Genomic DNA, 12041 nt, shown 5'->3' with positions numbered 1-12041 from the left:
GTCCATGACCGGACCTCATGCCACCGGAGGGCCCATCGAACGGGTCGTGGGCATCGGCGCCGGGGCCAAGGAGCTCGCCACCGAGGACATGATCCTCAACATCGGCCCCCAGCACCCCTCGACCCACGGGGTGCTGCGCCTCCGGCTCACCGTGGACGGCGAGCGCATCGCCTCGGCGGAGCCGATCGTCGGGTACATGCACCGAGGCGCCGAGAAGCTGTTCGAGGTGCGCGACTACCGGCAGATCATCGTGCTGGCCAACCGGCACGACTGGCTGTCGGCCTTCGCCAACGAGCTCGGCGTCGTGCTCGCCGTCGAGCGCATGCTCGGCATGGAGGTCCCGGTGCGGGCGGTCTGGGCGCGCACGCTGCTCGCCGAGCTGAACCGCGTGCTCAACCACCTGATGTTCCTCGGCTCCTACCCCCTGGAGCTCGGCGCGATCACGCCCATCTTCTACGCCTTCCGCGAGCGCGAGATGCTGCAGGCGGTGATGGAGGAGATCTCCGGCGGCCGCATGCACTACATGTTCAACCGGGTCGGCGGGCTCAAGGAGGATCTGCCGTACGGGTGGCTGGACCGGGTCGCCGCGACGGTCGGCGACACGCGCGGGCGGCTGTCCGACATCGAGAACCTGATCTACGGCAACGAGATCTTCCTCGCGCGCACCCGCGGCGTCGGCGTGCTCGACCGCGAGACGATCCTGCAGTACGGGGTGAGCGGGCCGATCGCCCGCGCCTCGGGCGTGGACCTGGACCTGCGCCGCGACGAGCCCTACCTGGCCTACGGCGAGCTGCCCGTGAAGGTGGCCACGCGCACGGCCGGCGACTGCCACGCCCGCTTCGAGGTGCTGCTCGACCAGGTCAAGCACTCCCTCGACCTGGCCGACGCCTGCGTCGACCGGCTGCGGTCGCTGCCGCCGGGACCGATCAACCAGCGGCTGCCCAAGGTGCTCAAGGTGCCCGAGGGCCACACCTACGCCTGGACCGAGAGCCCGCTCGGGCTCAACGGCTACTACCTGGTGTCACGCGGCGAGAAGACGCCGTGGCGGCTCAAACTGCGCAGCGCCTCCTACAACAACGTGCAGGTGCTCAGAGAGATGCTGCCGGGGCACCTCATCGCCGACATGGTGGCCATCCTCGGGTCGATGTTCTTCGTCGTCGGCGACATCGACAAGTGACCGTTCACCAGGCCCGGCGCGAATCGCAGGTTTAGACGTCCCGCTGTGGCGCAGAAGACCTGTGCGTAAAGGGACAGGGTGGAAGAGACAAGGGTGACTCCTTGCGGTGGCGGGGCCCGGCGGTCGGACCGGGCCCCGTCGCATGTCCGGGCTCAGGAACGCTTCTCGTCGTCCTCGGGACCCTTCGGCACGCGGCAGCAGTGTTCGAGGAACAGGGCCGCGCAGACCAGCACGACGCAGGAGATCAGCGAGCCGCCGGCCAGGAAGAAGTCGCGCCGGGGGGTGTCCTGGTCCAGCAACGGCAGGACGTAGAACACGAAGCCCGCGAAGACCCCGGCGCAGGCCGCCCCCACGTACGCCGACGCCTTGGCCAGGGCGGCCAGCCGGGCCACCGCGAGCGGCTCCACCGGCTTGGTGTCGGGTTTGCGCTCGATGCGCGCGCGGGTCATCCATCCGCTGTACGCCTCGCCGACGGCGAGCAGGAGCACCGTGGGGATGGCCGTCCACGGGACGGTCGGCAGCCGCGAGTAGACCTGCCGCAGCACGAGCCACGTCACCAGGGCGAACGCGACCACCAGCACGACGAGCACGCCGGGACGGCTCGGTCTCACGTGATCCTCCTCATCGTTGCCACCGGCACCCCGGCCTCCTTCACGTGCGAGGCCCCCGGCGGACGGCTCCGGCGGCGTCATCGTGAGAGTAAAGCCCATCGTGGCGAGACCTATTCCGGACACGGCCACGCGGGGGGTGGGGGCGGTCAGCTGGGCGGCTGGAGCGCCAGGTCGGCGCGCAGGCGCACGCCCCCCTGGTCGAGGTCGGCGAGCAGCCCGGCCACCGAGCCGCGGCCGGGCAGCACCGCCCCGGGATCGGCCTGGGACCATGGCACCAGGACGAACGCCCGCTCGTGGGCCAGGGGATGCGGGAGCGTCAGCTCGGGGTCGTCGGAGAGCAGGTCGCCGACCATGATCAGATCGACGTCCAGCGTGCGCGGGCCCCACGGCTCGGTGCGCACCCGGCCGAACGCGCTCTCCACGCCGAGCGCGCGCTCCAGGAGCGCCTTCGGGCCGAGCGTCATGGTGTTCGCGATCACCACGGCGTTGAGATAGGGGCGCTGGTCCGGCGGACCTCCGACCGGGTCGGTCTCGTACACCGGGGACACCGCCGCGAACTCGAGCCCGGGGGCGTCGAACAGCGCGTCGATGGCGCCCTGAAGCGTGTCGAAGCGGCGGCCGACGTTGCTGCCGAGCGCCAAGACCACCTTCATCCGCGCATCCTCCTGATCGTCACGACCACGTCGCCGAACGGGAGCGGGATCGGCGCCGCGGGCTTGTGCACGCTGACCTCGGCCGCCTCGACCGGCCCGCTCGCCAGGCACGCGTCCGCCAGGCGCTCGGCCAGGGTCTCGATGAGGTCGACCGGCTCCCCCTCGACGATGGCGGCCAGCCGGAGGGCCAGCTCGCCGTAGTCGACGGTCTTGGACAGGTCGTCGGCGGCGGCCGCGGGGGCGGTGTCCAGGAACAGCGTGACGTCCACCACGAACTCCTGGCCGAGCTCGCGCTCGGCGGGCAGGCAGCCGTGCCTGCCCCGCGCACGCAGCCCCACGAGGCTGATCGTGTCGTCCCCACTCATCGAACCGCTCCCGTTCCGACGCGCCCCGGAACCTCCGGAGCAGCTACCACGCTAACCAGGCCCGGGACGTGCTCGAACCTCACCACGTGCGCGCGGAGGCGGGCAGCGGTCATTCATCCGCCTGCTCGTCGTCGTCATCGGCCTGCAGGACGGGGGAACCGTGGTACAGCCAGAGGCGCCAGCCCGCGGGGGTGCGGATGAAAGTGCTCGTCGCGACCACGCGGCCGGCGGCGAAGGTGGCGTCCTCGGTGTCCGCGGCGGTGAGGATGTTCTCGGCGCAGGTCAGCACGGCGACGTCGCCCGCGACGGTGGTGCGGACGTCGGTCAGCACGAACTGGATGTAGGTGGTGTTGGCCATGATCAGCGCCCAGGAGCGCAGCACCTCGGCCCTGCCGGTGACCATCGACCAGCCGGGGTGGACGCACATCGCCACCCGGCCGTTCTCGTCCTCGGCCCAGATCTCGGTCATGCGGTCCAGGTCGCCGCTCTCGATGGCGGTGTAGAACGCCTCGTTGAGCTTCTCGATCTCCGCGGCTGTGGTGCTCATCGTCTCCCGCCCTTCCAGGCCGCAGCGACGCGGACGGCGTCGGCGTTGGGACGCACATGGTGAACGCGGACGCACCAGGCGCCGGCCTGGGCGGCGAGCGCCGTGACGGCCAGAGTGGCGTCGTCGCTGCCGCTGAACGGCCTCGGCGTGCCGTCCGGGCCGGCCAGCAGGCGGCCCAGGAAGCGCTTGCGCGACGCGCCGATGATGATCGGGTAGCCCAGCCGGTTCAGCTCGCCGATGTTCGCGAGCAGGGACCAGTCGTGCTCCGCCTTCTTGGCGAAGCCCAGGCCGGGATCGATGATGATCTGGTTCTCCGCGACGCCCTCGGCCAGGACCGCGTCGACCCGTTTGCGCAGCTCCTCGGTGACCTCGCCGACCACGTCGGAGTACATCGCGCGCGTGTCCATGTCGTGGCTATGGCCGCGCCAGTGCATGACGACGTAGGGCACCCCGGAGGCCGCCACGAGGCGGGACATCGCCGGGTCGGCCAGGCCGCCGCTCACGTCGTTGACCAGGCGGGCGCCCGCGGCCACCGCGGCCTCGGCCACCTCGGCCCGCATCGTGTCGACGCTGACGACCACGCCCTGCCCGGCCAGGGCGCGGATCACCGGCACGACGCGGCGCAGCTCCTCGTCCAGCGAGACCCGCGCGGCGCCCGGCCGGGTGGACTCGCCGCCGACGTCGACGATGTCGGCGCCCTGGGCGACCAGGTCGAGGCCGTGGCGCACCGCGACCTCGGGGTCGAACCACTGGCCGCCGTCGGAGAAGGAATCGGGGGTGACGTTGACCACGCCCATCACCAGGCAGCGCCCCGGATCGGGCAGGCCCGGCACCGTCCATGTGGTCATGGCGTCCAGCCTAGGCGGTTGCCGATGACGATCTGCGCCATGGGTCCGGGTTGTGGATAACGAATCAGCCCGACTTGCGCGTGAGATCTCATATCCGGCAAAACCCGGCACAGGTCGACCGGCGATTTCGCGCGACCGGGCACCCGGACGGCTCGTCAGCGGTGGCCGAGGATGAGCGCCATGGCCTCGGCGCGCGTCTTGTCGCTGTCGCGGAAGTCGCCGCGCACGGCCGAGGTGATGGTCTTGGCGCCCGGCTTGCGCACGCCCCGCATGGTCATGCACAGGTGTTCGGCCTCGATGACCACGATGACCCCCCGAGGGGCGAGGACGTCCATCAGCGCGTCGGCGATCTGGGAGGTCATGCGCTCCTGGACCTGGGGGCGCCGGGCGTAGACGTCCACGAGCCTGGCCAGCTTGGACAGGCCGGTGATCTGCCCCTTGTCGTTCGGGACGTAACCGACGTGCGCGACGCCGTGGAACGGCACGAGGTGGTGCTCGCAGGTCGAGAAGACCTCGATGTCCTTGACGAGCACCATCTCGTCGTGGTCGGCGTCGAAGATCGTCGTCAGCACGTCCTCGGGGGACTGCCCGAGGCCGGCGAACTGCTCGGCGTACGCGCGGGCGACCCGGGCCGGGGTGTCGAGAAGGCCGTCCCGGTCCGGATCCTCGCCGATCGCGAGAAGGATCTCGCGAACGGCCTTCTCGATCCGGTCCGAGTCGACCTTCAATGGTTCCACGCTCACCCGTTACGCCTCGTCCTTGGGCGCCGGGTGATCGTTCCTGATCAGAGCGCCGGAGCCGGCCTGGTTGCCCGCGGGGAGCGCGGCGCCGTTGCCATTGCCCGCGACCTCCTTGGGCGTGAGGATCGGCGGACGGTCGGACGGGAGCCGCTTGCCGTACCCGGAGTAGGACGGGCGCTTCTCCTTGACGACGACCGGCGCGAAGATCTCAAGGACCTGCTCGCGCGACAGCGTCTCCTTCTCCATGAGCTCGAGCACCAGGTTGTCCAGCACGTCGCGGTACTGGACGAGGATCTCCCACGCCTGGTCGTGCGCGGACTCGATGAGGCGGCGGACCTCTTCGTCGATCGTGGAGGCGATCTTCTCGGAGTAGTCGCGCTCGTGGCCCATGTCACGGCCGAGGAAGACTTCGCTGTTGCCGGTGCCGAACTTGCGGGCGCCGAGGTGCTCGCTCATGCCGTACTCGGTGACCATGCGGCGGGCGATGGAGGTGGCCTTCTCGATGTCGTTGGCCGCGCCGGTCGTGGGCTCGTGGAAGACGAGCTCCTCGGCCGTGCGCCCGCCGAGCAGCATGGCGAGCTGGTCCATCATCTCCGAGCGGGTGGCCAGGAACTTGTCCTCCATGGGGAGGGTCATCGTGTAGCCCAGCGCCCGGCCGCGGGACAAGATCGTGATCTTGTGCACGGGGTCGGAGTTCGGCAGGGCGTGCGCCACCAGGGCGTGGCCGCCCTCGTGGTAGGCGATGATCTTCTTCTCCTGGTCGGACATGACCCGGCTCTTGCGCTCCGGGCCCGCCATGACGCGGTCGATGGACTCCTCGAGGGTGTTCATCGAGATCAGCTTCTGGTCCTGGCGCGCGGTGAGCAGCGCGGCCTCGTTGATGACGTTGGCGAGGTCGGCGCCGGTGAAGCCGGGAGTCCTGCGGGCGATGACGTCGAGGTCGACGTCCTGCGCGAAGGGCTTGCCGCGCCCGTGGACGCGCAGGATGCCCTTGCGGCCCTCCAGGTCCGGGCGGTCGATGACGACCTGCCGGTCGAACCGGCCGGGACGCAGCAGCGCGGGGTCGAGGATGTCGGGACGGTTGGTCGCCGCGATGAGGATCACGCCGCCCTTGACGTCGAAGCCGTCCATCTCGACCAGGAGCTGGTTCAGCGTCTGCTCGCGCTCGTCGTGCCCGCCGCCGAGGCCCGCGCCGCGGTGCCGGCCGACGGCGTCGATCTCGTCGATGAAGATGATCGCCGGGGCGTTCGCCTTGGCCTGCTCGAACAGGTCGCGGACGCGGGAGGCGCCGACGCCGACGAACATCTCGACGAAGTCGGAACCGGAGATCGAGTAGAACGGGACCCCCGCCTCGCCGGCCACCGCGCGGGCGAGCAGCGTCTTGCCGGTGCCGGGCGGGCCGTACAGCAGCACACCCTTGGGGATCTTGGCGCCGATGGCCTGGAACTTGGCCGGGGCCTGCAGGAACTCCTTGATCTCCTGGAGCTCCTCGATGGCCTCGTCCGCGCCGGCGACGTCGGCGAACGTGGTCTTGGGCGTGTCCTTGGTGATGAGCTTCGCCCGGGACTTGCCGAAGTTCATGACGCGGGAGCCGCCGCCCTGCATCTGGTTCATGATGAACAAGAAGATGAGGACGATGACGACGATCGGCAGGAAGCTCACCAGCAGGCCGACGAGGAAGTTCTCCGTCGGCACGGTGATCTTGTAGCCACCGGGCAGCTTGCCCGCCTTCACCTGCGTCTGGAGCATCTTCTGAAGCTCGACGCCCTGCCCCTGGACCCAGTACGCGTAGAAGCGATCTTCACCACGGATCTTCTGCGTGGTCTTGATCTCGATGCGCTGGTCCTTGTCGACGATCACCGCGTTGTCGACGGCCCCGTTCTCGATCTGGGTGATGACGAACGAGGTGTCTCGCTGGGCATAGTTGCTGTTGCCGCTCCAGAATGTGGAGGCGAGCAGGAGCAGCACGACGATGCCCAGGATCCACAGCAGTGGCCCACGTGTAAATCGCTTGAGATCCATCCGATGCGGAACCCCTGCGGGCCCGTCCCTTCCTGAACACGGCCTGGCCCCCGGGCGGACCCGGGGTTAGCGGCATCCAACCGCTCCTACTGACGACCCGAAGGGATGATCCCTCCGAGACATCCGAAGGTACACCGGGGCGCCGCGCAGGGTCACTGCTCCGGCGACACCGGCTTTGTCCTACCAACGTACGTCAGGCCGCCCGGTGTTCCCCACGACGAGTCCCAATAAGGGGCCGACTCTCCGGTTGCGGGCCCGGAAATTCGCTCAGGGCTTACTCGCCACCGTAGACATGCCGCGCGAGCGTGCCGATGAACGGCAGATTGCGGTACCGCTCGGCGTAGTCCAGGCCGTACCCGATCACGAACTCGTTGGGGATGTCGAAGCCGACGTACTTGACGTCGATCGGCACCTTCACCGCGTCCGGCTTGCGGAGCAGCGTGCATATCTCGACCGACGCGGGGTTGCGCGAGCGCAGGTTGTGCACCAGCCACGACAACGTCAGCCCGGAGTCGATGATGTCCTCCACCACCAGGACGTGCCGCCCGGCGATGTCGGTGTCGAGGTCCTTCAGCGTGCGGACGACGCCCGAGGACTTGGTGCCCGCGCCGTAGGAGGACACGGCCATCCAGTCCATCTGGACGTCGATGTGCAGCGCGCGCGCCAGATCGGCCATGACCATGACCGCCCCCTTGAGCACCCCGACGATCAGAAGCTCCTTGCCCGCGTAGTCCGCGTCGATCTTGCCGGCTAGCTCCTTGACCTTCGCCTGAAGTTCTTCCTCGGAAATGAGGACCTTTTCAAGGTCCGTGCCCATGTCGGCTGCGTCCACCAGGGGTTTTCCTTCACAAGAGGGTGCTGGCGAACACCAGGGTGCCATACCGCCGGACCACTCCGACCCCCCCGGGCAGCTCCACGACGCGCTGGCCGCGCCACTGCGTGACCAGCCGGTCCACCTCCGCGATGTGCACGGCGGCCAGCGCCGACGCCGTCGCCCCCGCCGCCAGCCCCGCCCGCTGGATCACCCGGCGGCGCACCGCCCCTGGCAGGTCCTCGACACCGCCCACGTCCAGCTCGACGCCGGCGCCGGTGACCCGCGCGCACGCCGCGTACGCCTCCTCGGCCCAGGCGTCGAGCGCGTCGGCGTCGTCCCTGCACAGGCTCGCCGTCCGGGCGAGCGCCTCGGTGACGCCGGGCCCGAGCGCCCGCTCCAGCACCGGCAGCACGTCGTGCCGGACCCGCGCGCGGGCGTAGGCGGCGTCGGCGTTGTGCGGGTCCTCCCACGGGGACAGGCCGAGCGCGTCGCAGGCCGCCCGGGTCGCGCGGCGGCCGACGCCGAGCAGCGGCCTGCGGTAGAGCCCCGCCGCCGCGGGCATCCCGGCGAGCGAGCGCGTGCCGCTCCCCCGTGACAGCCGCAGCAGCACGGTCTCGGCCTGGTCGTCACGCGTGTGGCCGAGCAGCACCGTGGCGGCGCCGAGCCGGTCGGCGGCGCGCGTCAGCGCCTCGTACCTGGCCTCGCGCGCCGCCGCCTCGGGGCCGCCCGCGCGGCCGACGGTGACCGTGAGCGCCTCGGCCGGCTCGAGGCCGAGCGAGGCGGCCAGCTCCGCGACCTCGCGGGCGCGCCGCGCGGAGCCCTCCTGCAGGCCGTGGTCCACGGTGAGGAGCCCCGCGCGCAGCCCCATGCGCGGCGCGGCGAAACCCAGGCACGCCGCGAGCGCGAGCGAGTCGGCCCCGCCGCTGCACGCGGCCAGCACCAGGGCGCCGGACGGCAGGCCGGCGAGCGACAGGCGTACGGCGCGGCGGATCTCCGCGACGGCGGGATGAGGCCCCATGTTCCTAGTCTGGCGGCGTGCGGGGCCGCCGGATCACCGCCGCCCGCGGAAGGTCAGATGTGCCCGTTGGCGGCGGGCAGCTCGGGCGCGTGGAGCACGCGCGAGATCCACCGCTCGGGCTCGCGGATCTCGGCATGGGTGGGCAGCGTGGCGGGCGAGCCCCACACGCGGTTGAACCCGTCGATGCCCGCCTCGGCGACGACCTTGCGGACGAACGCCGCGCCCTCGGCGTACTGCTTCATCTTGAGGTCGATGCCGAGCAGACGCCTCAGCGTCTTGTCGAAGCGGGAGCCGCCCTCGCGCCGGTGCTGGAACCGGGACCGGATCTCGGCCACCGATGGCACCACCGCGGGCCCTACGGCGTCCATGACGTAGTCGCCGTGCCCCTCGACCAGCGTCATCACGGCGGTCAGCCGGTCGAGGATCTCCTTCTGCTCGGGGGTCTGGATGGCGTCGATCAGGTTGCCCTCGCCGCCCTTGATGGCGTCGGCGACGGCGTCGGACGCGGCGCGCATGCGGTCGAGCAGGGTGCCGAGATCGAGGTCGGAGGCGAGCAGGAACTCGGTCATCTGCGACCGGACGTACTCGCGCAGCCACGACACGCCCGTGAACTGCACCCGGTGGGTCTCCTCGTGGAGGCAGACCCAGAGGCGGAAGTCGCGAGGGTTCACGCCGAGCTCACGCTCGGTGTTGACGATGTTGGGGGCGACGAGCGTGAGCCGGCCCGTGGGGGCGCGGCCGCTCGGGTCCGGTGGGAGGAACAGCTCGTACTGGCCGAGCACGCGCGTGGCCAGGAAGGCGAGCACCGCCCCGACCTCGACGCCGGTCACCCGCGAGCCGACCGCGCCGACGATCGCGGGGATCTGGGAGCGGCGGGCGTTCATGCGCTCGGTCAAAGGCTCGAGCACGACGCGGAACCCGTCGACGTTGGCGCGGATCCACCCCGGGCGGTCCACGATGGTCGCGGCCTCCGGTTCGGCCGCGCCGTCGATGCGGGCGAACTCCTGAACGTGGCCCTCGGCCTCACGCGACAGCCGCCGGAGCTCACTGACGGCGTGCCTGGCCTCCTCGCGGCTGACCTGAGGGCCCGGGCGGACGAGGCGGACGCCGGTCGAAACGGCAAGATCCCAGTCGATCACCTGCATGTTCACCACCGTACGTCGTCGGGCCGCGTCATGAGCACCCGCACCCGGAGACGGTCGCGGCCAGCCTGTCCAGAGCCTGCACGGCGCCGGCGGGATCCCGGACGTCGTCGGCCATGAACGCGAAGGCCACGAGCCGGCCGTCGATGGTCCTGGCGAGACCCGTCAAGGTGTTCACTCCGTTCAGCGTGCCCGTTTTGGCCCTCACCACTCCCGCCGCGGCCTTCGCCACGCCCTTGTCGTACCGGCCGCCGAGCGTGCCGGTGAACCCGGCGACGGGCAGGCCGCTGATCACGGCCTTCAGGTGCGGGTTGGCCGGCGACGCGGCCAAGGCGACGAGGCGGGCCAGCGCGGCCGGGGTGATCCGGTTGCGGACCGACAGGCCGCTGCCGTCGCTGACCTGGACGCCCGCGGCGACGCCGAGCCGCCCCAGCGTGGACGTCACGGCCTTGGACGCGCCCGCGAAGCTGCCCGGCGCCCCCTGCTTGAGCGCCACCAGGTGGGCGAGGGCCTCGGCGAGGTCGTTGTCGCTCTCGGTCAGCATGTGCTCGACCAGCTCGTACACCGCCGGGGACTCCACCCGGGCGACCTCCTTGGCCCCGGCGGGAGCCGGCAGCCGCTTGACCGACTTGCCGACCTTGACACCCTCCCGGGCGAGCAGGACGGCGAAGGCACCGGCGGCCGTCCTCGACGGGTCGGCGAAGCGCGGGGAGTTCTCGTGGCCGGGGTTCTCCCGCCCCTCGTCCATGGTCAGCGCGGAGACCGGCGCGACGCTGCCCTCGGGCACGTACCCCGGCTTCCAGCCGGGCGCGGTGCGCGGGCCCGAGTACAGGGAGTCGTCATAGGTGAGCGTGACCGAGGTGACGCCCGCCGCCTTCAGGGTCCGGGCGGTGCGGGCGGCCAGCGTCGCCATGGAGGCGAATCGGGGACGGCCGGGCCCGCGCTCGGCCTTGGGGCTCGCCAGCGTGGGATCGCCGCCGCCGACCAGCGTCACCACGCCGGGCTTGGGCTGGACGACGCGGGTCGCGATCCTGGCGTCGGGACCGGCGGCGGAGAGCACGGCGACGGCCGTGACGACCTTGGTGGTGGAGGCGGGGGTGATGCCGGTGTCGGCCTTGCTGCCGTACAGCACGCTCCCCCCGGCGATGTCGACGACCACCGCGCCCACGCTGCGGCCGAGCGCGGCGTCACCCATCGCGCGGGTGAGCCGGGCCGCCAAAGTACCCTTTCCCGGGAGAGATCCATCAGGGGCCGGTGCGAGCACGGGGCCCGAGGTCACGATGGCGACGGGTGCCCGCGTCGGCGTGGCGGCCTTGACCGGCGGGCTCGCGGCGTCAGCGCCCACCCCTCCGGCCGCGAGGACGTACGCGCCCACGGCGCAGACGAACGCCTGCAGCAGGGCGAGTGTCGCCACCGCGGCCACGCGCTCGTGTCGTACCACCTCGCCGGCCCCCTTCTCACATGCGTCATCCTGGAAATACGCCTACGAGACATTAACGCCCGTCCGGAGCGTCCGGACGGCTGAGCGGAGGAACCGCGGTGGAGTTCGACGTTGTCGTTGAGATCCCGAAAGGGCAACGCAACAAGTACGAGGTTGATCACAAGACGGGCAGGATCCGCCTGGACCGCCTGCTCTTCACTTCCACGCAGTACCCCGCCGACTACGGCTTCATCGAGGACACGTTGGGAGAGGACGGCGACCCCCTCGACGCGCTCGTCCTCCTGCAGGAACCTACCTTCCCCGGCTGCCTGATCCGATGCCGCGCGGTCGGCATGTTCCGGATGACCGACGAGAAGGGCGGCGACGACAAGGTGCTCTGCGTGCCGGCCACGGACCCGCGCATGGAGCACATCCGCGACATCCACCACGTCCCGGAGTTCGACCGGCTGGAGATCCAGCACTTCTTCGAGGTCTACAAGGACCTGGAGCCGGGCAAGTCGGTCGAGGGCGCCAACTGGGTCGGCCGCGTGGAGGCCGAGATGGAGATCCAGCGCTCGGCCAAGCGCCACCTCGACCACGAGGCGCACGCCGAGCCCGAGGTCGAGGTCGAGGTCGAAGGGCCCGCCGAGGACGGCGAGCACTGACCTCCGCCCGCCGGGCGGC

13 protein-coding genes are annotated in these 12041 nt (G+C 71.0%); 2 read left to right on the top strand and 11 right to left on the bottom strand.

Going from position 1 to position 12041, the window contains the following annotated elements:
- Positions 1-4: 4 nt before the first annotated feature.
- Complete coding sequence (locus tag BJ981_RS12315; protein ID WP_184610930.1) at positions 5-1177, top strand: NADH-quinone oxidoreductase subunit D; 1173 nt, start codon at positions 5-7, stop codon at positions 1175-1177.
- Between the two features lie 152 nt (positions 1178-1329).
- Here BJ981_RS12315 and BJ981_RS12310 read toward each other — a convergent pair whose 3' ends face one another.
- From BJ981_RS12310 to dacB, 11 genes are all read right to left on the bottom strand, one after another.
- Positions 1330-1788, bottom strand: a complete 459-nt coding sequence (locus BJ981_RS12310; protein ID WP_184610928.1) for a DUF3180 domain-containing protein — start codon at positions 1786-1788, stop codon at positions 1330-1332.
- A gap of 146 nt (positions 1789-1934) precedes the next feature.
- Positions 1935-2441, bottom strand: coding sequence for a 2-amino-4-hydroxy-6-hydroxymethyldihydropteridine diphosphokinase (folK, locus tag BJ981_RS12305; protein WP_184610927.1), 507 nt, complete (start codon positions 2439-2441; stop codon positions 1935-1937).
- Positions 2438-2806: a dihydroneopterin aldolase gene (gene folB, locus BJ981_RS12300; protein ID WP_184610925.1), complete on the bottom strand. Its 369-nt coding sequence runs from the start codon at positions 2804-2806 to the stop codon at positions 2438-2440. The genes folK and folB overlap by 4 nt, the downstream gene beginning before the upstream one ends.
- Before the next feature lie 109 nt (positions 2807-2915).
- Positions 2916-3353: a nuclear transport factor 2 family protein gene (locus BJ981_RS12295; protein ID WP_184610923.1), complete on the bottom strand. Its 438-nt coding sequence runs from the start codon at positions 3351-3353 to the stop codon at positions 2916-2918.
- On the bottom strand, positions 3350-4201 hold the full coding sequence (gene folP / locus BJ981_RS12290; protein WP_239139391.1) for a dihydropteroate synthase: 852 nt from the start codon (positions 4199-4201) through the stop codon (positions 3350-3352). The genes BJ981_RS12295 and folP overlap by 4 nt, the downstream gene beginning before the upstream one ends.
- Positions 4202-4356: 155 nt before the next feature.
- Positions 4357-4944 (bottom strand): GTP cyclohydrolase I FolE, encoded by a 588-nt coding sequence (gene folE / locus BJ981_RS12285; protein ID WP_184610921.1) that lies wholly within the window; start codon positions 4942-4944, stop codon positions 4357-4359.
- A 3-nt stretch (positions 4945-4947) separates the two neighbouring features.
- Positions 4948-6963, bottom strand: coding sequence for an ATP-dependent zinc metalloprotease FtsH (gene ftsH, locus BJ981_RS12280; RefSeq protein WP_184610918.1), 2016 nt, complete (start codon positions 6961-6963; stop codon positions 4948-4950).
- 274 nt (positions 6964-7237) lie between these two features.
- Positions 7238-7795: a hypoxanthine phosphoribosyltransferase gene (gene hpt, locus BJ981_RS12275; protein WP_184610916.1), complete on the bottom strand. Its 558-nt coding sequence runs from the start codon at positions 7793-7795 to the stop codon at positions 7238-7240.
- 13 nt (positions 7796-7808) lie between these two features.
- Complete coding sequence (gene tilS / locus BJ981_RS12270) at positions 7809-8795, bottom strand: tRNA lysidine(34) synthetase TilS (RefSeq protein ID WP_184610914.1); 987 nt, start codon at positions 8793-8795, stop codon at positions 7809-7811.
- Between the two features lie 53 nt (positions 8796-8848).
- The gene (locus BJ981_RS12265; protein ID WP_184610912.1) at positions 8849-9940 is read right to left on the bottom strand and encodes an Rv3626c family coenzyme F420 biosynthesis-associated protein; all 1092 of its coding nucleotides are present in this window, start codon (positions 9938-9940) and stop codon (positions 8849-8851) included.
- 28 nt (positions 9941-9968) lie between these two features.
- The gene (dacB, locus tag BJ981_RS12260; RefSeq protein WP_184610910.1) at positions 9969-11378 is read right to left on the bottom strand and encodes a D-alanyl-D-alanine carboxypeptidase/D-alanyl-D-alanine endopeptidase; all 1410 of its coding nucleotides are present in this window, start codon (positions 11376-11378) and stop codon (positions 9969-9971) included.
- Between the two features lie 98 nt (positions 11379-11476).
- On the opposite strand from dacB, the gene BJ981_RS12255 reads away from it, so the two are divergent.
- Positions 11477-12022 (top strand): inorganic diphosphatase, encoded by a 546-nt coding sequence (locus BJ981_RS12255; RefSeq protein ID WP_184610908.1) that lies wholly within the window; start codon positions 11477-11479, stop codon positions 12020-12022.
- Positions 12023-12041: the final 19 nt, after the last annotated feature.

The organism is Sphaerisporangium krabiense (assembly GCF_014200435.1).
Taxonomy (GTDB): Bacteria; Actinomycetota; Actinomycetes; order Streptosporangiales; family Streptosporangiaceae; genus Sphaerisporangium; species Sphaerisporangium krabiense.
This window is presented reverse-complemented; position numbering and strand designations above follow the sequence as displayed.

Bases quoted from the DNA above. Each gene is read 5' to 3' on its own strand.
- BJ981_RS12315 (WP_184610930.1), top strand. From the start codon at position 5: ATGACCGGACCTCATGCCACCGGAGGGCCCATCGAACGGGTCGTGGGC.
- folK (WP_184610927.1), bottom strand. From the start codon at position 2,441: ATGAAGGTGGTCTTGGCGCTCGGCAGCAACGTCGGCCGCCGCTTCGAC.
- folB (WP_184610925.1), bottom strand. From the start codon at position 2,806: ATGAGTGGGGACGACACGATCAGCCTCGTGGGGCTGCGTGCGCGGGGC.
- BJ981_RS12295 (WP_184610923.1), bottom strand. From the start codon at position 3,353: ATGAGCACCACAGCCGCGGAGATCGAGAAGCTCAACGAGGCGTTCTAC.
- folP (WP_239139391.1), bottom strand. From the start codon at position 4,201: ATGACCACATGGACGGTGCCGGGCCTGCCCGATCCGGGGCGCTGCCTG.
- ftsH (WP_184610918.1), bottom strand. From the start codon at position 6,963: ATGGATCTCAAGCGATTTACACGTGGGCCACTGCTGTGGATCCTGGGC.
- tilS (WP_184610914.1), bottom strand. From the start codon at position 8,795: ATGGGGCCTCATCCCGCCGTCGCGGAGATCCGCCGCGCCGTACGCCTG.
- BJ981_RS12265 (WP_184610912.1), bottom strand. From the start codon at position 9,940: ATGCAGGTGATCGACTGGGATCTTGCCGTTTCGACCGGCGTCCGCCTC.